Below are 25,643 nucleotides of genomic sequence, written 5' to 3' on the forward strand. Positions count from 1 at the left end.
GTGAGACGTTCACATGCAGCACATGACTACCGCACAGATCAGGCAACAGTTTTTAGACTTTTTTGCCTCTAAACAACACCAAATTGTTCCATCAAGCTCGCTTATTCCGGGTAACGATGCGACGTTATTATTTAATAACGCCGGCATGGTGCAATTTAAAGATGTATTTTTAGGCGCAGAAAGTCGCCCTTATAACCGCGCAACTAGCTCACAACGTTGTGTGCGTGCCGGTGGTAAGCATAACGATTTAGAAAACGTGGGCTATACGGCGCGTCACCATACATTTTTTGAAATGTTAGGTAACTTCAGCTTTGGTGACTACTTTAAGCAAGATGCGATTAAGTTTGCGTGGGAGTTCTTAACTGACGTAGTAAAGCTGCCTAAAGAAAAGCTTTTAGTGACGATTTACCATGATGATGAAGAAGCCTTTGGTTATTGGGCTAACGACATTGGTTTGCCTGAAGAGCGTATTATCCGTATTGCTACCTCTGATAACTTTTGGTCTATGGGTGATACTGGCCCGTGTGGCCCGTGTTCTGAAATCTTTTATGACCATGGCGAACATATTTGGGGTGGTCCTCCAGGCTCACCAGAAGAAGATGGCGACCGTTTCATTGAAATCTGGAATCTGGTATTTATGCAATACAACCGTCAAAGCGACGGTACAATGGAGCCGCTTCCTAAGCAGTCCGTTGATACGGGAATGGGCCTTGAGCGTATTGCCGCTATTTTACAAGGCGTGCACTCAAACTACGAAATCGACTTATTTCAAGGCTTAATTAAAGCAGCCGCGGAAATTACCCATGCCCAAGACATGGATGATAAGTCATTGCGCGTAGTGGCGGATCATATTCGTTCATGTGCGTTTTTAATCTCTGATGGTGTAATGCCATCAAATGAAGGTCGTGGCTATGTGCTACGTCGTATTATTCGCCGTGCTGTACGCCACGGTAATAAACTGGGCGCAAAAGGCTCGTTCTTCTATAAGTTAGTGGCTGCATTAATAGAGCAAATGGGTCAAGCGTATCCAGAGCTTGCCAAACAGCAAGAAATCATTGAAAAAGTACTTCGCATTGAAGAGGAGCAGTTTGGCAAAACTCTTGAACGCGGCTTAGCTATCTTGGAAGAAAGTTTAACGGATTTAACTGGCGATGTGATCCCAGGGGAATTGGTATTTAAGCTTTATGACACCTATGGTTTCCCGGCTGATTTAACCGCAGATGTTGCGCGTGAACGCTTTATGAGCATTGATGAAGAGGGTTTCCAACAATGCATGGCTGTGCAGCGTAAAACAGCACAGCAAGCGGGTAAATTCGGTGCAGATTACAATCAACAATTAAAATCTGAGAAACACACTGATTTTAAAGGTTATGACGCAACACATTATAGCGGCACTGTGATTGAAATGTTTGCCCAAGGCGAAGCTGTATCAGTACTAGAAGATGGCCAGCAAGGTATTGTTGTACTTGACCGTACGCCATTTTATGCCGAATCAGGTGGTCAAGTTGGCGACACTGGCACATTAACCGTAGCAGGTGGTGAGTTTACAGTTACTAACACCACTAAACTTGGTAATGCATTCGCGCACCACGGAACAGTAATGGGCCGCATTGGTGTAAATGATAAAGTGGAAGCGAGTATTGATGACGCGCGTCGTGACCGCGTTAAAAAGAATCACACAGCAACGCATATTCTTCACGAAGCACTGCGCCAATTATTGGGCGAGCATGTGTCGCAAAAAGGTTCACTCGTAGACCCTGAACGTTTACGTTTTGATTTTTCACACTTTGAAGCCGTAACTAAGGCTGAACTACGTGAAATTGAGCGCGTGGTTAATGACGAAATTCGTCGTAACTTTGCACTAAATACTGAACTGATGGCAATCGATGCCGCCAAAGAAAAAGGCGCTATGGCATTATTTGGTGAGAAATACGATGACGAAGTACGCGTAGTGACCATTGGTGATTACTCTATTGAGTTATGTGGTGGTACTCACGTAAATCGTGCTGGTGATATTGGTTTATTTAAAATCGTATCAGAGAGCGGTATTGCAGCCGGTGTACGCCGTATTGAAGCCGTAACAGGCGCAGATGCAATTGCCTACGTTAGCGAGCAAGAACAACACCTAAATGACGTTGCAGCACTTGTTAAAGGTGACAGCGCATCAGTACTTGAAAAAGTAACTGCATTACTTGAAAAGTCTAAAGGACTTGAAAAGCAAATCGCACAACTTAACGATAAACTAGCAAGTGCTGCGGGCGCTTCATTGCTTGATTCAGTGGTTGAAATCAATGGTGTTAAACTATTGGTTGCTAATGTTGAAGGTACAGAATCAAAAGCCTTACGTGGTATGGTTGATGATCTTAAAAACAAGATTGGCTCAGGTGTGATTGCTCTAGGCGTAGCCGATGGCGATAAAGTAAGCCTAATTGCCGGTGTAACTAAAGACTTAACTGGTAAAGTTAAAGCGGGTGAGCTGGTTAACTTTATGGCATCGCAAGTTGGCGGTAAAGGCGGTGGTCGCCCAGATATGGCCCAAGCCGGTGGCTCAGAGCCGCAAAACTTAAGCGCTGCGCTTGATAGTGTAACAGCTTGGTTAACTGAGCGTACTTAAGAGCTCAGTACGTAAAGTTGATTTAACACCTTGGGAGGCTCAATTGAGCCCCTAAGGGGTTTATCCTAAATCTGCTTTAACAGCTAAGTCACATCCTAAATTTATAGCTAAAACGGCATACCTTTCTAAATACACATTACCGCACCTTTTATTGCCAATTGACCTTTCCTACAATACGAAAAACTTGCCCTAGGTTATGAATTATCCTTTAGGGGCGCATCACTGCTATTTATATTGAAACTTTTTGCTGATCATAGCGTCCAAGTAGTTAAGATTAATCATAACTTTGAAAAATAGACTATGCTTTATAGTACCTATAAAGATTTTTAGCAGCGACTTGAAGTATTGAGGGTAAATCACCATTATATTAAGTGTAGAAAGATTTCTGGTGGTTACTCAGCAGGCTAAAATTTATTATAGCAGTGAGTACGAGATCACAACTTAGCGCTGCAAGTAGGTTTTATAGATTAACGTAAACAGCTATTGAATTAATATTTGATATTAAATTGTTCATTTGAATAGATGAAACAGACTTAAAATTGGCAATAGGCGCATTATAAAGAGTTTTTTTAACAGAAAATGAATCGATTTAGAGTTTTTACTTACTTTTAAGCTTTATTTTCTTTAAGATACAAACGCGGAATCTTTTAATTTATTGGAATACGGGAGCAAGAGAATGCTAATACTAACTCGTCGAGTAGGTGAAACCCTAATGATTGGTGACGAAGTAACTGTCACTGTACTAGGTGTTAAAGGAAATCAAGTACGTATTGGTGTTAACGCACCTAAAGACGTTTCAGTACACCGTGAAGAAATTTACATGCGTATTCAAGCTGAAAAGTCTAACCCGAACCCGGGCAATGCTTAATCAATTTAATTGATATGAAAGAGCCACTATTTAGTGGCTCTTTTTTTTATGTATTCAATCATCTCATCACTGAGTACGCTATTTGAAATATACTGCATACCGCGGCGGCTTTTTAAAATAATACCGCGAGGAGTAAAAATCACCTCATCGATATCTTGCCACGTTAGCTGGTAACTCTTATGTAGATTAACACTCTTAAAACCGTCTTCATCTATGGTTAAAGTAGCTTCTGATCCTGATGCACGACTGAGCATTTGTCGCGTTACCCACCAAGGCCTGCGATAATAAAATGCTACGCATTCAAGCACAGCCACCAAAATTAAAAAATTACCTAAATAATGCTTATTCATCGCATAGATTGCGATCAGTCCTAAACTTACCAACAATACTAACAATGCATATTTGGGTTTTGCTTGGGCACTATAGGGCAGTGACTCATCAAAACATTCATAGAAATAAGGTTTATCTAATGTATAAGTGGTGGAAAAAGGCATAATCAATTAATTCTGCAGGAACTATGTCGCCATTTTAGCAAGTCTGATAAAAAAAAGCCGTTTATTTAGGTGTTCATTTGTTTGTTAGTATGAGAGCTTATTATGGTCGTTTTGTAACGTGTCATTAAGGATATCATGATGGGTCTTATCAGCTTAAGCTGGGTGTTGGCTAGCAATGCATTTTTGGTCATGGGGGATATGCCATACACCCCAATAGATGAACTAAATTTAATGCCAACGGGAGTTTTAGGCAGCAAAATAAATAGCACAGAACATGCTTTTTTACTTCATGTAGGTGATCTGAAATCAGGGGCTGAGCCGTGTACAGATGAGCTGCTGACAAAAAACAAACAATTGTTAAGCTCGTTATCTTCCCAACCATTTATTTATACCCCAGGTGATAATGAATGGACTGATTGCGATCGAACGAATTTAACCCCCCGCTATGATGAATTAGCGCGCTTAGTATTTTTAAAAAGTCTGATGTACGATCGCACCTATTTTGAAAAAGCTAAGCAACTAGAAAAATTTAAGTACCAAGCAAGTATGATAGAAAATGCTCGTTGGCAATTCGCCGATGTTGAGTTTATGACGCTGCATATTGCTGGCACGCATAATGGTCGTAGGCAGATACTCAACAGTGATAAACAGCTTGCTTATCAACAAGCCGATGCAAGAGATGTAAATAATCTGCAGTGGTTGGCACAAGCAAACCCAACAGCGAAAGGGTATGTAATCGCCTTTCAAGCTGATATCTATACTCATCAAACGGATCAACCTGCATGTGACGCAGCGCTGCATCAAGAGTGTGATGGTTTTAAGATTTACCGAGATGCACTACGTGAGTTTGCGAGCACGGTGAAAAAACCCGTTTTAGTGATCCACGGTGACACAGGTCCATATTGCCAGCAGTCTTTATCGAGTTACTTAACACGATTAAATGTGCCTGGTGATTACATGGTTAGTGATATTGCTAAGGTCACATTGGCACAACAAAATGCCACTGCAACATGGCAAATAAGCAGCTTAAAAACAGGTGAGGCGCTTGAGCGACAGTGCCGTTAAGGCTCAGCCATGCCTGCATCGGTCATTAGATTATTAAGTTCGTCTTGCAACTCAAATAACTCAGGCTCAATATAACTTAAATCACAATCGCCTTTTAATGCGGTTTCCAGTGCCTCTGCAAGCGCTTTTAGTTTCGGCACCCCAGTGTAGCAGCAAGCGCCGTGAAATTTATGAATAATACTCAATAGGTGTTCACAATCTTGCTTTTCGGTTGCTTCATCAAGTAGGCGTAAGGTTTCAGGTACGCTTAGCAATAACATATTGAGCATTTCTAGTGCCAGCTCGTTTTTACCACCGGCACGTTGCAGGGCTAAAGACCAATCTAGTGAGGTGCTAGTAAATGGTGGCTCAAGAGTGATTAAATCATGACGACTTTTGTCACGTCTAATTGGTGCTTGAGGGCTGTGATCACTAATAATTTGTTTCAGCATGTCCTCATCAATTGGTTTGGTTAAATAACCTTTAAAACCATCTTTAATGAGCTGTTCTTTTTCACCCGCTAAGGCGTGAGCCGTAACGGCAATAATAGGTGTATCTTCGTTTAATGATGATTCACGGATCAATTTACAGGCGGTAATACCGTCCATAATTGGCATCTGAATATCCATAAAGATAATGTCGTATTTATGGCTTTTGCTCAAACTATAGGCCTGTGAGCCATTGTGAGCGGTATCAATGACTTCAATTTGCTCTTCTAGCAAAGTACAAATTAACTTTAAGTTGGCATCGTTATCATCAACGACTAATACTTTTAGTGGCAATAGTTTCTCGTCATTCTCTTCAATATTATGTACTGGATGATCGAGTCGATATGGTGCGGCCAACACTTCACAGAGTTTACGGTGGTTAAGTGGTTTACTTAAACACGCATCAGCGCCACAGCCTATATAGGCTTCGCGCATATTGTGCGATACCGAATTGAGCATTAAATATAAGTAGTCGGTAGATTCACGCACCGCTTTGATATAGCTTTTTAATCGCTGCATTTCATCAACCGCAGCGACGTGACCAATAATACAAATATCGTAATTAAACTCTTTATTGAGTTCTTGTAGAAAGCTCTCTTGATCAAAACAAGCCGTCACTTGAGTTTGCCACTCGGTCAGTAAAGAGAGGACTGCATGATGGGTGTGTTCATGTGGCTCTAGGTATAAAATACGTTTGTTTGCGAGCGATTTACTCGGTAAGTCGCTGGTATAAGTATGATTTGGTAATCTAAAAACACTATTAAAAGTAAAACAGGTGCCACTGCCTGGTGCCGAGTTTAAGGTAATGCGACCACCCATGTTTTCAACAATGTGTTTGGTGATGATAAGGCCTAATCCTGTACCACCAAACTTACGGGTAATACTAGAGTCTGCTTGGCCAAATGGCGTGAACAAGGCATCTTGTTTATCCATTGGAATACCCACACCAGTGTCGGTCACTGACACCAAAATAGAAGTACGTTCTTCATCAAGTAAGCGATGGCCTACATCAATTTTAATCGCGCCTTTTTCGGTGAATTTAATTGCATTGCTGATCAGGTTGATCAGCACTTGTTTAAAGCGAGTAGGATCGCCAGTAATGTTATCAGGCACCTGCGCATTAATATAAATTGATAGCTCTAGCTGCTTCTCATGTGCACTAGGGGCAAGTAAAGTAAGTACTTCATTGATGGTATCGCGAAGTTGAAACTGGATCGATTCAAGCTCCATGGCGCCCGCTTCAAGCTTAGAGAAATCTAAAATATCACTGATGATAGTCATTAAACTATTTGCTGAGAGCTCAATAGTATCGAGGTAATCTTTTTGGTGTTTATTTAGCGGTGTTTTATGTAGCTGTCGGGTAAAGCCGATAACCCCATTTAGCGGCGTGCGTAGTTCATGACTCATTTTTGCTAAAAAGTCAGACTTTACGCGGTTGGCATCTTGGGCATCGGTTTTAGCAATACTGAGCTGAATATTTTGCGTTTCGTACAGTTCTAATGATTCGCGTAAATCACTGGTCGCTTGATCAATGTGCTTTTGCATTTCATCTTTTTGCATCACCATAGTATCGGAAATGGTGTTAAGGCCTTGGCGTAATAGTTCGAACTCCCCCATCATTGGTGTTGTTAGGCCCGTTTCTCTTTTACCTTCTATTAGCTTGTCGGTAGCAAGTACTAACTTATTTAATGGGTTCATAAACATGTGGCTCAGCCTGATAGCTAGGATCGCGGCTAACATTAAGGCCAAGATGATCACAATACCACTGACTAATAATGCTTGCTGTTGACCAATAATAGCTTGATCTTTATTGAGCTGTATAACCACAGTGCCAAGTGAGGTTTGAAAAGCGGCGTTGTTCCACTGTGCATCTGGGGTTGAGTGGTTGATGATAGGGGTGAAAAAAGTAATCAGCTGACTGCTGTTGATCACTTTAGTATTTTTGCTTACTTGCAAGTGCTCAGTATGCATTAGATCATCAAAATCACGGTGGTAATTACTGGTTAATACCAGTTCGTTGTGCTCGTCAAAAATGGCGATGCTCTTAATTGCTGGTGAATGTTTATTGTGCGCGTGGCTGATCAAACGATTTAATAGCTGCTTATTTTTAGCTAATAACGGTTGTTCAATCGCGATCGAAAGTGGCTCAGAAATGGTTGTACCTTGCTGATATAAAATTTCATCAAGCTCAATGTAACGATTTATTGTAAAATAGCCGCCAAGGAGTAATCCGATAATCACAGTGGGAATGAGTGTTAGCGTTAAAACTGAGTCGCGCAAACCAAGTTTAGTCATAAGTGAACGTTGTTATCATTATTAGTTAGTTAAAGAGTATATACTTATAAGCTAGTAATCAATCACCCTCGTAGAATCAATATTTAAGGTGTTGCCCGATGGCGCAGTTTTTCCAAGCAAAAAAGAAAACCCTTTCAGGGCAGTCATTAACGTTAGCCATTACCGGTATGGATCATCAAGGTCGAGGCATAGCCAAACACAATAATAAAGTGTGCTTTGTCAGTGGTGCTCTAACCGGTGAAACGGTTAAAGCCAAATTAATCGAAGATAAAGCCCGTTATAGTGCTGCGAAAACAGTAAAAGTCGAACACCCGAGTGATGCCAGAGTAAAACCATTTTGCGAGTACTATCAACAATGTGGAGGTTGCCAGCTGCAACACTTGCGTCTTGATCAGCAACTAGTTGAAAAGCAATTAGCGGTGAGCCAGTTGTTTGCCAAGTTCGCCAAGCTTGATGCTATGAACTGGCAAGTCCCATTATTGAGCGAATCAACACATTATCGTCGCAGTGCGCGTTTAGCTGTGATGTTTGATAAAACCGCGAAGAAAATGCGTGTAGGCTATCGTGCGCAAGGCTCTAAACAAATAGTAAGCGTGCAACACTGTGCGGTATTAAGTGAAGCGTTTACGGATATTTTCACTGTATTTGATGAACTGTTAAATCAATACAATGAACTTCGCAGTGTCAGCCATATACAATTATGCCAGGCGGATGAACAAAACTTTGTGGTGATCCGCCATACTAAAACCATTAGTGATAAATTAAAAAATACCATTGCAGCACTAGGGTTAACTCACCAGTGGCAAATAATATGGCAGGGCGAAACGCAACACATTAATCACGACCATGTAGCGATGCCATTTTATCAATTACCTGAACTTGGTTTAAAGTTTGAATTTGGCTTGGAAAACTTTATTCAGGTAAATGCGCAGGTTAATCAGGCTATGTTATCTCAAGCAGTTGATTGGCTTAACTTAAATGGAGACGAGCAAGTACTAGATTTATTTTGTGGCATCGGTAACTTCTCGTTAGCGCTGGCAAACAATGCAAAAACTGTTGTTGGTGTCGAAGGAGTTGCTTCAGCGGTTGCAATGGCAGCGCAAAATGCGCAAACTAACCATATAGCCAATGCTCATTTTCATTGTTTTGATTTAACTCAAAACATGCAGCAAGCGCCATGGTTTAGTAAAGAGTTGGATATATTAGTACTCGATCCTTCACGTACTGGCGCACTCGCTATTTTAGAGCAACTGCCTCTTAAGCAATTTAAAACGATTTTATATGTATCTTGCGATCCTGTTACTTTAGCCCGTGACAGTGCAATTATTACGCAAGCTGGATTTTCACTGCAAAAAATTGGGCTAATGAATATGTTTCCACACACCGGACATATTGAAACAATGGCGTTATTTCAAAGGAGGTAGAGCGCATTATGGTAGCTACTCGGCAATCACACCAGCACGACAAACCGGGTGATTTCAGCACACGACTTGGTTTACTGAATTTAACGCAAGAAAAATGCGAGTTATTAACTAAAGCGAATACCCTTTGCGCTGAACTGCACAATCATCAGCAACAAAATATTGCCATGGAAATGGTCGAAATTTTGGTGGAAATGAATCTCGACGCAGATACCTTAGCAACAGCGTATATTACGCCATGCTTTTTAGCTGATCTGATTGATATTGAAAAAGTCACTGACGTGATGGGCAATCATGTAGGAACTCTATTAACCGGTGTTTCGCAAATGGCAACTATTAGCACCTTGGCTCATCAAGGTACTGGTACCGTTCAAGTGGATAATATCCGCCGTATGTTACTAGCCATGGTAGAGGATGTTCGTGCTGTTGTTATCAAACTTGCAGAGCAAGTATGCCATTTGCGTGATGTTAAAAACGCCAGTGAAGAAGAGCGCGTTATTGCCGCAAAAGAAACCGCCGATATTTTTGCCCCACTTGCTAACCGTTTAGGGATTGGCCAATTAAAATGGGAGTTGGAAGATTTAGCGTTTCGTTATCTGCACCCAGATGTTTATAAAAATATTGCTAAACAATTGGATGACAAACGACTCGGTCGTGAAGCCTATATGGTCGATATGGTTGAACAAGTTAAAAATAAACTTGCTCAAGCAGGCATCAAAGGTGAGGTCTATGGTCGGCCAAAACATATCTACAGCATCTATAAAAAAATGGCGCAAAAAAATTATGAATTTGATCAGCTGTTTGATATTCGGGCCATGCGTATTGTGGTCGATGAATTGCAAGATTGTTACGGTGCGCTGGGCATAGTACATACAAATTGGCGCCATCTTAATAAAGAATTCGATGATTATATTGCCACCCCTAAACAAAATGGCTATCAATCGATTCACACAGTGGTGTTTGGCCCAGAGGGCAAAACCGTTGAAATTCAAATTCGAACTCATGCCATGCACCAAGATGCAGAGCTTGGTGTGGCTGCGCACTGGATGTATAAAGAAGGTGCGCTGCCAGGGCGTGGTTCTGGCTATGAGCAAAAAATTAGCTGGTTGCGTAAATTACTGCAATGGCAAGAAGAAGTGGTTGATGGTAGCGATTTAGCGGATGAACTCAAAAACCAAGTTGTTGAAGACAGAGTTTATGTTTTCACCCCACGTGGCGATATCTTTGACTTGCCACTGGGCGCAACACCACTGGATTTTGCTTACTATATTCACTCAAATGTAGGGCACCGCTGTATTGGCGCCAAAGTATTTGGCAAAATAGTGCCATTTACTCATCAATTGCATACGGGGGATCAGGTTGAAATTTTAACCCAAAAACAACCGAATCCAAGTCGCGATTGGTTAAACCCATCGCTGGGCTACATTAAATCGTCCCGTGCTAGAGCGAAAATACATCATTGGTTCAAACAACTCGACCGTGATAAAAACCTCAGTGCCGGGAAAGAAATTCTTGATAACGAATTGCAGAAACTTGATCTGACCTACAAGCATTTAGAGCCGGCTATTTCGCGTTATAACTTTAAAGAGCTTGAAGACTTAATGGTCGCGATTGGTGCGGGCGATGTACGCTTAAATCAGCTGCTTAACTTTATAACGGATCGCTCTGATGACGAGCCGGTGATCCGCTTTAAAAATCCAACCAAAAACAGTGGCGATAAAAACGGCATCGTGGTTGATGGTGTGGGCAGTTTAATGAGCCACGTAGCTAAGTGTTGCCGCCCAGTGCCTGGCGAGCAGATCATCGGCTATATCACCCAAGGACGCGGTATTGCCGTGCACCGTGATGATTGTGATTCATTTACTAACCTTAAGTCACAGCACCCTGAACGGGTTGTGGCAGTTAGTTGGTCAGACGAAATTAACGGCTCGTATGCGTTAGCGATAAAAATCGAAGCCAGTGATAGAGCTGGGCTTATTCGCGATATTAGTTCCGTACTGGCAAATGAAAAAGTCAATGTGCTGAATATGAACATGGAAACCGTGGACGACCGACAATTAGCGCTATTTACGATGCAAGTTGAAGTGCATGATTTATCAAGCACAAATCGACTGTTATCGAAGCTGCATCAAATTGAAGGTGTACATGAAGCCAAGCGCAGCCATTAGAGGGTAATATGAGTCAGCAAAATGCATTATCTGAGTTATTGACTATTATGGCTAGGTTACGCGACCCTAAAACGGGTTGCCCTTGGGACGTAAAGCAAGACTTTAAATCCATAGTGCCGCATACCATTGAAGAAGCCTATGAAGTTGCCGACTGTATAGAACGAGGTGACTTGTCTGAATTAAAAACTGAGCTGGGTGATTTACTGTTTCAAGTGATTTTTTATGCGCAGCTTGGTAAAGAGCAAGGCTTGTTTGATTTTCATGATATTGTGCAAGGGCTCAATGATAAGTTGATAAGGCGTCATCCGCATATTTTTGCCCAGCAACAGAATTTAACCGATGAACAAATTGCTCAGCAATGGCAAGCTATAAAAGCACAAGAACGTATAGAAAAAGCCAATAATGCCACGCCTTCACTGTGGCAAGATATACCCGCAAACTTACCGAGTTTAAGTAAGGCCAAAAAAATTCAGCAACGGGTTGCCGGGCTCGGTTTTGATTGGCCAAGTTATCATGGCGCACTAGATAAAGTGGCCGAAGAAGTGGATGAAGTAAAAGAAGCGCTCGCGGTTGATCCCTATTCAGCGCACAGCGCTGAAGAAGTGGGGGACTTGTTGTTTGCGACGGTGAATGTCGCACGCCATATTAAACGCGATCCAGAGCAACTATTACGTGCTGCAAATGATAAATTTTCAGTACGCTTTGAAAAAGTTCAAGCATATTTAACTGAGCGAGGACAGTCACTGGATACGGCAACGCTCGAGCAAATGGACGCCGCATGGGAAGCGATAAAAAAGCCAGTGTAAATAAGGATGGACTCTGAGTGCGTTTTTTGTGCAGAGAATTGCTAACTTTCACTGGATTGATGGCAGTGCCTTTGCTATAATTTCGCCCCGTCTTGATTCTATATTTTTCCTTTTAATTCCTGATATTCTAGGGTTCGCATGAGTACAAAATTTATCTTCGTTACCGGCGGGGTTGTTTCCTCGTTGGGTAAAGGTATTGCAGCAGCATCGTTGGCAGCTATTTTAGAGGCCCGCGGTTTAAATGTTACCATTTTAAAGCTGGATCCTTATATCAACGTTGACCCAGGCACAATGAGCCCAATTCAACATGGTGAAGTATTTGTCACCGAAGACGGTGCTGAAACTGACCTTGATTTAGGTCACTATGAACGTTTCATCCGTACCAAAATGACAAGCCGTAACAACTTCACACAAGGTCGTGTATATGAAGATGTGCTGCGTCGTGAACGTCGTGGTGAGTACCTTGGTGCAACAATTCAGGTAATTCCACATATTACCAACGATATTAAGCAACGTGTTTACGACGGTGCTGAAGGCCATGATGTGGCAATCGTTGAAATCGGTGGCACGGTTGGTGATATTGAGTCACAACCATTTTTAGAAGCAATTCGTCAGCTAGGCACAGAGATTGGCCGTGAGCGCGCATTGTTTATTCACTTAACGCTAGTGCCATTCTTAGGCCCAGCAGGTGAGGTGAAAACCAAACCAACTCAACATTCTGTAAAAGAATTACGCTCAATTGGTATTCAGCCAGATATTCTTATCTGTCGTTCAGATCGTAAATTACCAAACAACGAACGTGCGAAGATTGCACTTTTCACTAACGTTGAAGAAAAAGCGGTTATTTCATTACCAGATGTAGACAGCATTTATAAAATTCCTGCGTTATTAAAATCGCAAGAGCTAGATAACTTTGTATGTCGTCGCTTTCACCTTGACGCTCCAGAAGCCGATCTAGTTGAATGGGAACAAGTGTTATACCAAGAGTCAAACCCTACGGGTGAAGTGACCATTGGTATGGTTGGTAAATACATTGAATTACCAGATGCGTATAAATCTGTAAACGAAGCACTTAAACATGCAGGTCTTAAAAACCGTTTAACAGTTAATATTCAATATGTTGATTCGCAAGATGTAGAAAGCAAAGGCACTGAACTACTTGCTAACCTTGATGCTATTTTAGTACCTGGTGGCTTTGGTGGTCGTGGCGTTGAAGGTAAGATTTTAGCGGCTCAATATGCTCGCGAAAATAAAGTACCTTACCTTGGTATTTGTTTAGGCATGCAAGTTGCGCTAATTGAGTACGCACGTAATGTTGCCGGTTTGACTGATGCAAATTCAACAGAGTTCAATGCTAACTCAGCAAGCCCTGTTGTTGGTTTGATCACTGAGTGGTTAGATGCTGAAGGTAATATTGAAACACGTAATGAGAAATCTGATTTAGGTGGCACAATGCGTTTAGGCGCACAAAAATGTCATTTAACACCAGGTTCTAAAGTACGTGAAGTATATGGTAGTGACGAGATTGTTGAGCGTCATCGTCATCGTTACGAAGTAAACAATAATTTTGTTGAACAGCTTGAACAAGCTGGCTTGAGCTTCACTGGTTTATCGGAAGATAAAAAGCTAGTTGAGATCATCGAGAATAAAGATCACCCGTGGTTTATTGCGGCTCAATTCCACCCGGAATTCACCTCAACACCACGCGATGGTCATCCGTTGTTTGAAGGGTTTGTTGCCGCTGCGCATACTCATCAAAAAGCGTCATCGTAATGTGAATAAGCCGTGCTCTATGCACGGCTTATTTGTTTTTAAAACCGACGGCATTAAGGAAAATTAATAAAGTCGGAGTAGACTCACCATTTTGGGAAAAGAGGAATCAAGATGTCAAATATCGTAAAAGTGATCGGTCGAGAAATTATGGACTCGCGTGGTAACCCAACTGTAGAAGCTGATGTACATTTAGCTGACGGTTCTTGGGGTCGCGCTGCAGCACCTTCTGGTGCATCAACAGGAACTCGCGAAGCACTAGAATTACGTGATGGTGATAAAGCACGTTATTTAGGTAAAGGTGTATTAAAGGCTGTTGGTTTCATTAATAATGAAATTAACAGTGCATTAGAAGGTCAAAGTGCATTAGCGCAAAGCACGGTTGATCAAATCATGCTTGATTTAGATGGTACTGAAAATAAAGAAAAACTAGGTGCCAACGCAATCTTAGCTGTATCACTTGCAACAGCTAAAGCCGCTGCACAGTCTAAAAAAGTAGAGCTTTATGAGCACATTGCAGACCTAAACGGTACGCCAGGTGTTTATTCTATGCCATTACCAATGATGAATATCATCAATGGTGGTGAGCATGCTGATAACTCTGTAGATATTCAAGAGTTTATGATCCAGCCAGTTGGTGCTGCTAACTTCCGCGAAGGCCTACGTATGGGCGCAGAAGTATTCCACAGCCTTGCAAAAGTACTTAAAGCAGACGGTCATTCAACAGCCGTTGGTGATGAAGGTGGCTTTGCACCAAACCTTGCTTCAAACGAAGCGGCACTTGCAGCAATTAAAGTCGCTGTTGCTAATGCAGGCTACGAGCTTGGTAAAGACATTACACTTGCTATGGACTGTGCTGCCTCAGAGTTTTATGACAAAGAAGCAAATATCTACGACCTTAAAGGCGAAGGTAAAAAATTCACGTCTGAAGAGTTTAACTATTTCCTTAAAGATTTGACTGAGCAATACCCAATCGTATCGATTGAAGATGGTCTTGATGAGTCTGATTGGGATGGTTTTGCACACCAAACAAAATTACTTGGCGACAAGATCCAATTAGTGGGTGACGATTTATTCGTAACTAATACTAAGATCTTAAAGCGTGGTATCGACAACGGTATTGCTAACTCAATCTTAATCAAATTTAACCAAATTGGTTCACTAACTGAAACGTTAGCTGCAATCAAAATGGCGAAAGATGCAGGCTTTACAGTTGTTATATCGCATCGTTCAGGCGAAACCGAAGACGCAACCATCGCTGATTTAGCGGTAGGTACTGCTGCAGGTCAAATTAAAACAGGTTCATTGAGCCGCTCTGATCGTGTTGCTAAGTACAACCAATTGCTACGTATCGAAGAGCAATTAGGCGCTAAAGCACCGTACAATGGTCTTAAAGAAGTAAAAGGTCAGTAATTCTTTTCTAAGAATATGATTTAAGCTTTTAAAAATCCTCGCAACTGCGGGGATTTTTTTATGTAGGTATGAGTTTACCTCGGGCATATTTTGGCGCTAAAGCTGAAACTGTTGCTTTAAAATCTCAGCGGTAAAGCTGGTTTTTAAATAAAAGCCGCGAGGCAGGGTTTTAATAATTTGCCCATTTGGGCCAATGGCATCGGTGACAATGCGACTGTTGGCCGCTTTTGGGCGTATTTGCATTGCATCGCCTAAATGCCCGGAAATCTCATCAACACGCCCTAGTGCAATCAGTTCCATTTGCTCTTCCCAGTCTCGTTGCAATTGCGCGTCTTGCTCTGCGGAGGGGTGCCACAAAAAGCCACTGCCGATGGTGCGATCAAATGGCACTATGTCTCGCTCACCAAGTATGGGTAGCCACAATACATGGTTGAGCTTTTTGCGCACATTGCTGTGCTGCCATGTCATACCTGTTACATTTAATAATGGTGTAACCGACACGAAGGTAGTCTCTAGTGGTTTACCTTTATAGGAAATTGGTAAGGTTTTTAACTCTATGCCAAGTTCTTCAAAATCAGGCGTGGGTTTTGAGCCTGCTGTTGCACCCAGTGCATATTCAATCAATTGGCCTGTCCAGCCTTTTTCCTTTAATAAATGCGCCGGTGTTTTAAACTGATATTGACTCGCTAATTGACCTAATGTCAGTCCTGCAATGTTGCTAACTCGTTGCATTAATTCATTGATTGAATGTGGTTTTATCGGCTTCATCGCAGGTTATTTAGTTGTATAAATTCATTACTGATGATAGCAAAAGAGTTTAACCGTGGATATCTTTGTGTTTGGGTGTTTTTTGTTCAAAGGTTGTTTGCTGTGTTTTTAGACAAACTGAAACTTGCTGACTTTAAGCTTAATACATTGAATTTAATGGTTTTTAACTGTTTCATTAGCAATGGCAGCCAACGTGGTTGATAACTTGTTGGGATAAATACACAACTATAAACAATGTTATCCACAGAAACTGTGGAAAAGGCGAGTTATTAGATCTGCCATTGTGGATTTGTTTGCAAAATGAGCTGTATAAACTAAAGTTATGCACAAGCTGTGAGTAAGATGCGTAAAACTGGCATTATTGATTGCCGTATCGCAGCTAATGTGGAACAATCATTAAAAATCGACTTACAAATGAGGCACTAAGGTGATTGATGCCGAAGGTTTTCGTGCCAATGTCGGAATTGTAATTTGCAATAATCAGGGGCAGGTTTTTTGGGCCAGACGTTATGGTCAGCACTCTTGGCAGTTTCCTCAAGGGGGAGTTGATAGTGGTGAAACCGCAGAGCAGACCATGTTTCGTGAATTGCACGAAGAGGTCGGCTTGCGTCCTGAAGATGTAGAAATTGTTGCAAGTTCAAAACATTGGTTACGTTATAAGTTGCCCAAGCGTTTGATCCGCCGAGATTCAAGTCCGGTGTGTATTGGGCAAAAGCAAAAATGGTTTTTACTGAAACTGCGTTGTAAAGATGAAGACGTTAACTTACTAAAAACACATCATCCTGAGTTTGATGATTGGCGCTGGGTAAGTTATTGGTATCCGGTAAGGCAAGTTGTATCGTTTAAGCGAGATGTCTATCGCCGTGTTATGAAAGAATTTGCGCCTTTTGCGATGCCTTTTAATAAACGAGAACAACCTAAAGATAATTGGCGACACAAAGGTAAATAATATAAAGGAGCAGTATTATGCTGGCTACACTCAGAGCTATTGCCGAGTCCGTTTCGCAACAAGCGAGTTTGGATAGTGCGCTAGCATGTTTTGTTGAAATGGTGAAAGATGCCATGAAAACTGAGTGCTGCTCCATTTACTTTGCTGATTACAGCCAAGATAATTTCGTTCTAATGGCCACCAGAGGGCTAAACCCTGCTGCGGTTGGTAAATTTAGAATCGGTTTTACCGAAGGTCTTGTCGGCTTAGTTGCGCAACGAGAAGAGCCAATAAATATCGCCTTTGCCAAATCTCATCCGCGCTTTAAACTCTCTCCTGAAGTAAATGAAGAAGGCTATAACGCATTTTTGTCTGTGCCTGTGGTACATCAAAAAAAAGTACTGGGCGTTATTGTTGTACAACAAAAAATGGCCCGAGTATTTAGCCAAGACGAAGAGTCATTCTTAATTACGTTATCTGCGCAACTTGCCTCACAATTAGCGCATGCTGAAATCAAAGAAGTCCTACGCCAAGATGAATTTTCCCATCAAACCTCGGTGCTTAAAGGGGTTTCAAGTGCGCCAGGGATTGCGATAGGGCAGGCATTTGTTATTCTGCCAAAGCTTGATTTTAAGTCTATCGAATTAAAAAAAGACGAAAACAACGCAGAGCAACGGCGCTTATTTACCCAAGCTGTTGCAGCTACTCGCAAAGAATTTAATACCTTGTCGATGACGCTCAGTGATTCAATCCCTAAAGAGGCGTTAGCTGTTTTTGATGTCTATCAGCAACTACTCGATGCTAAAAGCTTAGGGCAAAATGTTGAAGCACAGCTACAGGAAGGTTGGTGTGCAAAAAGTGCCTTGAAAATAGTGATAGAGCGACTGATATCGCAATTCAATGCTATGCAAGACCCATACATCAAAGAGCGAGCTGTTGATGTGAAAGACATTGGTCTACGCGTGTTGCATCATTTGGTTAACACTGAGCATGCTGTAAAAAGTTACCCCAAAGATACCGTCCTTATCGCAAACACCTTAACGCCAGCCATGCTTGCAGAAGTACCCAAAGGGCACTTGGTCGGGGTGGTTAGTGTCAATGGCGCAGCTAATAGCCATGCGTCAATTTTAACCCGTGCCATGGGGATCCCGGCAATTTGGGGCATCGAAGATTTACCACTGTTGCAGTTTGATGGTAAAGAAATGATATTAGATGCCTATGCTGGGCGGCTGTATATTTCGCCTTCGCAAATGCTACAAACTGAATATTTGCAACTACAACATCAAGAAAGTCTACTCAATGATAAGTTTATAGCTGAACAAGAGTGTGATGCCATAACATTAGATGGCGAGCATATTAGTCTATTGCTCAATGCGGGTTTAGATCTCAATACCGAAAAAGTGAATACCAAGGTCTGCGATGGTGTCGGCTTATACCGCACTGAAGCGTGGTTTATGCAAAAAGGCCAGTTTCCCTCACAGATAGAGCAAGAAAATTGGTATCGCGAAGTATTATCATGCTATCACCCAGAGCCTGTAGTGATGCGTACTCTCGATATTGGTGGCGATAAAGTACTCGACTACTTTGATATAACAGAAGAAAACCCCTTCTTAGGCTGGCGTGGTATTCGTGTTACTTTAGATCACCCCGAGTTATTTTTAGATCAACTTAAAGCCATGGTTAAGGCTAATATCGGCTTAGGTAACTTAAAAATAATGTTACCAATGATCAGCGGCACAGAAGAAGTTGATGAATCCTTAGCGTTATTAGAGCAAGCTTATTTTGAGCTGGCAGAGCAATACCCAGAGCACACGATCGAACGCCCTGAGATTGGCGTTATGTTAGAAGTACCATCCAGTGTATTTATGCTGCCAGAATGGGCTAAAAAAGTAGATTTTTGCTCTGTAGGGAGTAACGATTTAACGCAATATTTACTCGCTGTTGATCGCTCTAACGCCCGTGTTGCTGATTTATTTAATCCTTATCACCCAGCAGTATTAAGAGTACTGCAAAAAGTCGCCACTGAGTGCCAGCAATATGAAATGTCTTTTAGTTTGTGTGGCGAACTAGGCGGTGATCCAGAAGGTGCCATACTATTGATTGCTATGGGTTATCGACGTTTAAGTATGAACTATTCATCATTAAGTAAAGTAAAATGGGTGTTAAGGCGTTTAAAAGCCAGCGATATGGAAACACTACTGGCAGAATGTTTAGCTCAATCTACTGCAAAACAAGTACTTAGGCTTACCCGTAACTTTATGATTGAACATCAATTGGGGGAATTATTTTATACCCCAAATCAGGCTTCTTAGTTATAAAAACGAGTGCTGTAAAGATCCGATATAATCGATTAGTATATGCATATAACATTTAAAATATAAGAGTTTGCTATGCATGATTTAGTCATACTGATCCTCAGCTGCGCGTTATTAGGTTGTGTGGTTGGATTTTTAGCTGGGTTGTTAGGCATAGGTGGTGGCTTGATTATTGTGCCCGTGCTCAGTACGTTATTAGTGAGTTTTGATGTTGTGGCGGTTGATCATGTATTAATTATCGCTATCGCCACCTCACTTGCCTCTATTTTATTTACTTCTACGTCATCTGCATTAGCTCACCATAAAAACAATAATGTACCATGGGAAATTGCGCCTTGGGTTATGTCTGGTGTGGGACTTGGCGCCTTGATCAGCGGCTTTGCAGCCAGTTTAATTCCGGAACAATTATTACGTATCGTATTTGCTGTAAGTGTAGTGTTTATTGCAGCCCGCATGGTGCTGTCAGCTCGTGATAAACCGGTTGCAACTAAACCTATGCCGAGTGGTCCTATTATTGGCGCCGTTAGCGCGATAATGGGCGGTCTCTCCGGTCTAATTGGCATCGGTGGTGGCGCACTGATTGTACCGTTGCTGCATTATTTTTCAGTGGATATTAAAAAAGCGATTGGTTGTGCAGCGGCATGTGGCATTGTAATAGCGCTATTTGGCTCTGTGGGATATATCAGCGCAGGCTGGCAAGTTACCGATTTACAACATGGCTTTGCAGGTTTTGTGTATTTACCGGCATTATTAGGTATAGTAATAACTTCGTGGTTTATGGCGCCAATTGGGGCTAAAGCAACGCATTATTTACCCGTTTCAACGATAAAAAAAGTGTTCGCGGTGTTACTCGTAATTATCGCACTTCAAATGGTTTTTAGTTAAGGTTTAATTTATATGGCTCTTGAATTTCCAGAGATCGATCCGATCATATTTACGGTCGGTCCTCTAAGCGTACGTTGGTACGGTTTAATGTATTTAATTGGTTTTGCCTTTGCGATGTGGTGGGCAAATAGACAAGCAGCTAAACCAAACTCTGGTTGGACAAAAGAACAAGTCAGTGATTTACTTTTTTACGGCATGCTTGGGGTCATTCTGGGTGGGCGTATTGGTTACGTATTGTTTTACCAATTTAGTTATTTTATAGAAAATCCACTCTATTTATTTAGGATTGACCAAGGTGGCATGTCATTCCATGGTGGTACATTGGGTGTGATCACCGCGATTTGTATATTTGCTTGGACACGTAAAAAACAGTTACTTGCAGTAGGGGATTTTGTTGCACCGTTAGTACCAGTTGGTCTGTTAGCAGGGCGTATTGGTAACTTTATTAATGGCGAGTTATGGGGGCGAACTACCGATGTGCCTTGGGGTATGGTGTTTCCTACTGGCGGGCCGCTTGCACGTCACCCATCACAATTGTACGAAGCGTTTTTAGAAGGCCTAGTCCTGTTTATTATTTTATATGTATTTACTAAAAAGCCGCGTCCGGCTGGTAGTGTCGGTGGATTATTTTTACTCGGCTACGGTGTATTTAGATTCTGTGTTGAATATGTACGTGAACCTGATGCGCATTTAGGCTTATTTGGCGGCTTTATTTCAATGGGGCAAATATTGTCATTGCCGATGGTCATCGCAGGCCTAGGTTTGATAATATGGGCATACAAAAAGCCACAGCCTGCTGTTGCAAGTAAAGCATAAAAAAGAAGCGAATAATGAAACAATATTTAGAATTATGTCAGCGTATTGTTGATGAAGGTATTTGGGTTGAGAATAAACGTACAGGAACGCGTTGTTTAACAGTCATTAATGCGGAGCTTGAATACGACGTTGCGAACAATAAGTTCCCAATGATCACCACCCGAAAAAGTTATTACAAAGCTGCCATCGCAGAGCTGTTGGGTTACCTTCGTGGTTACAGTAGCGCAGCGCAATTTCGCGACATTGGCTGTATGACTTGGGATGCTAACGCCAATGAAAACCAAGCCTGGCTAAATAATCCAAACCGTAAGGGTGAGGATGATATGGGCCGTGTTTACGGTGTACAAGCTCGAGATTGGCAGCGCCCAGATGGCACGCCTTTAGATCAGCTAAAAAAGGTGATTGATAACCTTAAAAATGGCGTGGATGATCGCGGTGAGATCATCACCTTTTACAATCCCGGTGAATTTGATTTAGGTTGTTTACGTCCATGTATGCATACGCATACTTTTTCGCTACTTGGCGATACACTTTACCTAACTTCGTATCAGCGCAGCTGTGATGTACCGCTTGGTTTGAACTTCAATCAAATTCAGTGTTTTGTATTACTTGCCTTAGTTGCGCAAATTACCGGGCACAAAGCAGGCAAGGCGTATCACAAAATCGTTAATGCCCATATTTACGAGAATCAACTTGAATTAATGCGTGATGTGCAGCTACAGCGTGAACCATTTGCATCACCAACACTGACGATAAATCCAGAAATCAAATCTCTTGAAGATATAGAAACGTGGGTTACCCGTGATGATTTTGTAGTACATGATTACCAGTGTCATGACGCTATTAAATATCCATTTTCGGTATAATCATTAAATATAGTCACTATTTAAGGAAAAATATTATGAAAGCAGTGATCCCAGTTGCAGGTCTTGGTACTCGCATGTTGCCAGCAACTAAAGCTATTCCAAAAGAAATGTTACCGGTTGTAGACAAGCCATTGATTCAATACGTAGTTAATGAAGCTGTTGCGGCAGGTATTAAAGAAATCGTTTTAGTAACCCACTCAAGTAAAAACTCAATTGAAAACCATTTTGATACCAGTTTTGAACTTGAAGCAACGCTCGAAAAACGGGTAAAACGACAATTACTCGCTGAAGTACAAGCTATATGTCCAAAAGATGTAACTATCATCCATGTTCGTCAAGGTGAAGCGAAAGGCTTAGGGCATGCGATTAACTGCGCTGCGCCTATTATCGGCAATGAACCGTTTGTGGTCATTTTACCTGATGTGATAATTGATGACGTAGAAAGCAACCTTAAAAAAGATAACCTCGCTGAAATGATCGCGCATTTTAATGAAACCGCGCACAGCCAAATTATGGTTGAGCCAGTACCAATGCAAGATGTTGATAAGTTTGGTGTTGTTGACTTAGGTGATGCAACGCTTGAGCAAGGACAAAGTGCGCCAATCAAAAACATGGTTGAAAAGCCACCGGTACACTCAGCGCCATCAAATTTAGCGGTCGTAGGGCGCTACGTTTTAAGTAAAAATATTTGGCCATTACTTGCGAAAACCCCTGCTGGGGCGGGTGATGAAATTCAACTTACCGACGCTATTGCCATGCTAATGGAAAAAGAAGCGGTTGATGCATACGCCATTAAAGGGCGTAGCCACGACTGTGGCAGCAAATTGGGCTATTTAAAAGCAACTATTGAATTTGCACTGCGTCGTGATGAATTTAAAGATGAGCTTAGTGACTTTATTAAAACCTTAGTTTAAGTTGATTTAGCTAATCCAATTTAAGAAAAGTGCCAGCATGGCACTTTTTTTATGGTCTAAAATACTGAAACTGGCACTTACTTTGCTTACAATACAGCATTCCTATTTCATGATGCGCTAACAGATGATATGTTTAAAAAAGCAAGCTTGGTTTACAACTGCATTGATCACTATAACTATTTTACTAATCGGGTGTAGTAGTAATGCGCACGATCCTGAAAAACAACCAGCATTAATATCAGATCAACAAGTGAAAGAGTATGTACAGCAGTGGCACTCCCAACAAGACAGCATAAATCGCTTAGCTGCTATGGAAGCTGACCTACAACTGTTAATAATGGCACTTTCAGCCAACACAGACATAGCTGAAAACCCAGCAGCCCTTCGTCAAAATGATGTTGCCGTTGTACATAATAGTGGTGAAGTTAGTAAACCATTAGAAAGTGAAACAACTGAGCCAACTCTAACAGCTGCAAACCCTGAAGCGAGCAACTTAAATGACTCTCTACCTGGTGCACAACTTGGCCTGTATTTAAAGCCACAGTTAGTCAGAACTAAAATAACCAGACTACATCGCCAATACCCTAACGCATTTAGCCAATTAAGTTTTGTAATTACTGAGCGTCAAAATAAAGGCGTTACCTTGTATGGACTGCGTGTTGGACCATTTCAAAACTATAACGAAGCCAATGTTTTTTGTTCATTAGCACAAAATTTAGGCCAAAAATGCCTCAGCGCCCCATTTGTAGGCCAGCCCTTGTAATTAAATAAGTTATTTAGCTTATTTTTCAGTTATTAAGCTTAAAGTAATTGTTCTAAGTGTCGATAATATCTAAGATAGGGGCAACATAGGGTAATGTCCCATCTCTTATAAGGATTTAACATGAAATTATCTTCCCCAATACTCGTTATGAGTATTTTAGCTGTGCCTTTCAGTGCGATATCTGCTACAGAGACGTTTCGAGCAGAAGTGACGGTACAAAATGCCGTTGTGCTAACTAAAGATACTGATTTAAATTTTGGCACCGTGCGTGCAGTTGCAGACCCACTAGGCGTTGATATTGCAGAACTGACGGTTAATGCTACACCTGATGCCAGCCCTATCGCTGAAAGTTCAAATAGTACAGATGCTGCTAAGTTTGCGATTATCGAAGACGGGGAGGCTGCCTCTTTCACAGTATCTGAAGCAGTGCCAAGTGCAGTATTAACAATACTTGATCCAGTTAAAACAAATTTAGAGTTTGAAAACGGACAAGATACCGACCGCCCTGATTTTACTATTGGCGATTGGAAGTATGTGATCACCAGTGGGGATAATAATAACGCCGACTATACACCGGGTACACCTAATCTACAGGTGGGTCAAGATGGTACGGTATCATTTAATATTGGTGCAACATTAAAAACCTCTAGTAAGGTAACCTCAAAGCCTTACGCTGATGGCGTATATGCGGGTACTTTCCAAATCGAAGTAGCCTATTAAACCACAGTTAATGCGACGACTCCTTTATGTTGTGGCTGTAAGCGTTTTTGTTTACAGCCCGTATAATTTTGCCAATTCAATTGTCCAGCAACATCTTGATTTTGGCACTTTGGTGATCCCTAGCAATAGCAACATCAGCTCTGTGATTATTAAGGCTGACGCTGAGATAAATACAACAGGTCGTATTTATGTGCTTGAAAAGGGCCAACCTGCAGAGCTATTGTTGACCGATTTACCAGCCAATATACAGGTAACTATGCATTTAGTTAACTCTGTAACTGTGCAGCACAACGCACAGGGGAGCAGCAGTGCCGAGTTTGAAGTCCGCCTTAATGGTTTTCCAAAATACGCAATTACCGACGGTTTTGGTGACGCTAAAGTGTTTATCGGTGGCACATTAATAACAAAGCCTAGCAGTAAAAGTTATTCTGATGGCGATTACTCCTCAACCACCAACTTAGAAATTTCGATTGACTACTAAGGACTGACATGTTCAATAAATTAACAGTGATGTGTGTGCTGCTAACAGCATTTTTTAGCCAAATGGCCTTGGCGAACTTATTGATCTCACCTACCCGTGTTACCTTTGATGAGCGCCAACGCAGCGCCAAAGTGACGGTGATCAATAATTCTGATGAGCAACGCACTTATCGAGTAGTTTGGAGTGAAAAACAAGCTTTACCAGCAGGCGGCTATAATAATTTAGCGCAAGTAACAGCAAACAGTTTATCGCCAATGACACGCCTATCACCAAAACAAGTGACCTTAGCACCCGGTGAAAAACAAACTGTTAAAATTGCAATTCGCAAACCGAAAGGTTTACAGCCTGGCGAATATCGCTCGCACTTATTATTTCAAGCTTTGCCTAACGAAAATACAGAGCAAAAGTCAGGAATACAGGTCAATATGATTATGAGCTTTAGTATTCCCGTTGTTTATCGCGAGCAGGCAGAGCAGCCTGAAGTAAACATTACTCAAGCCAGTATTATAGAAAGTAGCAATCACCCTAAACCGCAAATTCAAGTTAAACTGCAACGCCACAATAACTTTAGCAGTTATGGAAAACTCAGCGCTTATATAAAAACAGCATCGGGTGAGAATGAGAAAATAGCTGAAATTAGCAATTTAAGCCTCTATCCAGAAGTTGATACTGTTATTGCAACACTGAGCCTGTTTAAAGATAAACAGCTACCAACACAGGGCAGTATCTTCCTCGATTATCAAGGCGCAGAAGAATACAAAGGGATTGATTTTGCTTCATATACACTTGCTATCGAGGAATAATCT

Annotated in this window: 21 protein-coding genes; 18 read left to right on the plus strand and 3 right to left on the minus strand. The window is 41.6% G+C overall.

The features are described from left to right. Nucleotides 1-13: 13 nt before the first annotated feature. Nucleotides 14-2,614 (plus strand): alanine--tRNA ligase, encoded by a 2,601-nt coding sequence (gene alaS, locus A7968_RS10125; protein WP_064666456.1) that lies wholly within the window; start codon nucleotides 14-16, stop codon nucleotides 2,612-2,614. 676 nt (nucleotides 2,615-3,290) lie between these two features. Further along, the gene (gene csrA / locus A7968_RS10130) at nucleotides 3,291-3,482 is read left to right on the plus strand and encodes a carbon storage regulator CsrA (protein ID WP_004587515.1); all 192 of its coding nucleotides are present in this window, start codon (nucleotides 3,291-3,293) and stop codon (nucleotides 3,480-3,482) included. Between the two features lie 26 nt (nucleotides 3,483-3,508). Here the strand turns inward: csrA and A7968_RS10135 are convergent, their stop codons facing one another. After that, nucleotides 3,509-3,976, minus strand: coding sequence for a YcxB family protein (locus A7968_RS10135; protein WP_064666457.1), 468 nt, complete (start codon nucleotides 3,974-3,976; stop codon nucleotides 3,509-3,511). Nucleotides 3,977-4,111: 135 nt separating this feature from the next. Between A7968_RS10135 and A7968_RS10140 the strand changes: the two genes are divergently transcribed. Further along, nucleotides 4,112-5,041, plus strand: coding sequence for a hypothetical protein (locus A7968_RS10140; protein WP_064666458.1), 930 nt, complete (start codon nucleotides 4,112-4,114; stop codon nucleotides 5,039-5,041). On the opposite strand, the gene barA is transcribed toward A7968_RS10140, so the two are convergent. Beyond that, entirely contained in the window at nucleotides 5,038-7,803 is a 2,766-nt protein-coding gene (barA, locus tag A7968_RS10145) for a two-component sensor histidine kinase BarA (protein WP_064666459.1), read from the minus strand. The genes A7968_RS10140 and barA overlap by 4 nt on opposite strands. A 98-nt stretch (nucleotides 7,804-7,901) precedes the next feature. On the opposite strand from barA, the gene rlmD reads away from it, so the two are divergent. The 5 genes from rlmD (at nucleotide 7,902) to eno (ending at nucleotide 15,381) form a co-directional block, all read left to right on the plus strand. After that, complete coding sequence (rlmD, locus tag A7968_RS10150; protein WP_064666460.1) at nucleotides 7,902-9,227, plus strand: 23S rRNA (uracil(1939)-C(5))-methyltransferase RlmD; 1,326 nt, start codon at nucleotides 7,902-7,904, stop codon at nucleotides 9,225-9,227. A gap of 8 nt (nucleotides 9,228-9,235) precedes the next feature. After that, nucleotides 9,236-11,392 carry a GTP diphosphokinase gene (relA, locus tag A7968_RS10155; RefSeq protein ID WP_064666461.1) on the plus strand — a complete coding sequence of 719 codons (2,157 nt, stop codon included), beginning with the start codon at nucleotides 9,236-9,238 and terminating at the stop codon, nucleotides 11,390-11,392. A gap of 8 nt (nucleotides 11,393-11,400) precedes the next feature. Further along, entirely contained in the window at nucleotides 11,401-12,198 is a 798-nt protein-coding gene (gene mazG, locus A7968_RS10160; RefSeq protein WP_064666462.1) for a nucleoside triphosphate pyrophosphohydrolase, read from the plus strand. 138 nt (nucleotides 12,199-12,336) lie between these two features. After that, nucleotides 12,337-13,971 (plus strand): CTP synthase, encoded by a 1,635-nt coding sequence (gene pyrG / locus A7968_RS10165; protein WP_064666463.1) that lies wholly within the window; start codon nucleotides 12,337-12,339, stop codon nucleotides 13,969-13,971. 111 nt (nucleotides 13,972-14,082) lie between these two features. Then, nucleotides 14,083-15,381, plus strand: a complete 1,299-nt coding sequence (gene eno / locus A7968_RS10170) for a phosphopyruvate hydratase (protein WP_064666464.1) — start codon at nucleotides 14,083-14,085, stop codon at nucleotides 15,379-15,381. Nucleotides 15,382-15,477: 96 nt separating this feature from the next. Here the strand turns inward: eno and mutH are convergent, their stop codons facing one another. Then, on the minus strand, nucleotides 15,478-16,149 hold the full coding sequence (mutH, locus tag A7968_RS10175; protein ID WP_064666465.1) for a DNA mismatch repair endonuclease MutH: 672 nt from the start codon (nucleotides 16,147-16,149) through the stop codon (nucleotides 15,478-15,480). A gap of 427 nt (nucleotides 16,150-16,576) precedes the next feature. On the opposite strand from mutH, the gene rppH reads away from it, so the two are divergent. The 10 genes from rppH to A7968_RS10225 all read left to right on the plus strand — a co-directional run bounded on the left by rppH (nucleotide 16,577) and on the right by A7968_RS10225 (nucleotide 25,640). Continuing rightward, on the plus strand, nucleotides 16,577-17,098 hold the full coding sequence (gene rppH, locus A7968_RS10180) for an RNA pyrophosphohydrolase (protein ID WP_064666466.1): 522 nt from the start codon (nucleotides 16,577-16,579) through the stop codon (nucleotides 17,096-17,098). 17 nt (nucleotides 17,099-17,115) lie between these two features. Beyond that, complete coding sequence (ptsP, locus tag A7968_RS10185) at nucleotides 17,116-19,389, plus strand: phosphoenolpyruvate--protein phosphotransferase (protein WP_064666467.1); 2,274 nt, start codon at nucleotides 17,116-17,118, stop codon at nucleotides 19,387-19,389. A gap of 78 nt (nucleotides 19,390-19,467) precedes the next feature. Then, a complete protein-coding gene (locus tag A7968_RS10190) occupies nucleotides 19,468-20,277 on the plus strand; it encodes a sulfite exporter TauE/SafE family protein (RefSeq protein WP_064666468.1) in 810 nt (269 codons plus the stop codon). 12 nt (nucleotides 20,278-20,289) lie between these two features. Continuing rightward, nucleotides 20,290-21,093 (plus strand): prolipoprotein diacylglyceryl transferase, encoded by an 804-nt coding sequence (lgt, locus tag A7968_RS10195; RefSeq protein WP_064666469.1) that lies wholly within the window; start codon nucleotides 20,290-20,292, stop codon nucleotides 21,091-21,093. A 14-nt stretch (nucleotides 21,094-21,107) separates the two neighbouring features. Continuing rightward, nucleotides 21,108-21,959 (plus strand): thymidylate synthase, encoded by an 852-nt coding sequence (locus A7968_RS10200; RefSeq protein ID WP_064666470.1) that lies wholly within the window; start codon nucleotides 21,108-21,110, stop codon nucleotides 21,957-21,959. 35 nt (nucleotides 21,960-21,994) lie between these two features. Beyond that, on the plus strand, nucleotides 21,995-22,873 hold the full coding sequence (gene galU, locus A7968_RS10205) for a UTP--glucose-1-phosphate uridylyltransferase GalU (RefSeq protein ID WP_064666471.1): 879 nt from the start codon (nucleotides 21,995-21,997) through the stop codon (nucleotides 22,871-22,873). Nucleotides 22,874-22,997: 124 nt separating this feature from the next. Continuing rightward, nucleotides 22,998-23,636 (plus strand): SPOR domain-containing protein, encoded by a 639-nt coding sequence (locus A7968_RS10210; protein WP_084448134.1) that lies wholly within the window; start codon nucleotides 22,998-23,000, stop codon nucleotides 23,634-23,636. Between the two features lie 120 nt (nucleotides 23,637-23,756). Beyond that, the gene (locus A7968_RS10215; RefSeq protein WP_064666472.1) at nucleotides 23,757-24,356 is read left to right on the plus strand and encodes a DUF4402 domain-containing protein; all 600 of its coding nucleotides are present in this window, start codon (nucleotides 23,757-23,759) and stop codon (nucleotides 24,354-24,356) included. A gap of 10 nt (nucleotides 24,357-24,366) precedes the next feature. Continuing rightward, nucleotides 24,367-24,837: a DUF4402 domain-containing protein gene (locus A7968_RS10220; protein ID WP_064666473.1), complete on the plus strand. Its 471-nt coding sequence runs from the start codon at nucleotides 24,367-24,369 to the stop codon at nucleotides 24,835-24,837. A gap of 8 nt (nucleotides 24,838-24,845) precedes the next feature. Then, nucleotides 24,846-25,640, plus strand: a complete 795-nt coding sequence (locus A7968_RS10225) for a fimbrial biogenesis chaperone (RefSeq protein ID WP_064666474.1) — start codon at nucleotides 24,846-24,848, stop codon at nucleotides 25,638-25,640. Nucleotides 25,641-25,643: the final 3 nt, after the last annotated feature.

The sequence above is a fragment of the Pseudoalteromonas prydzensis genome (assembly GCF_001661495.1).
Classification (GTDB): Bacteria; Pseudomonadota; Gammaproteobacteria; order Enterobacterales; family Alteromonadaceae; genus Pseudoalteromonas; species Pseudoalteromonas prydzensis.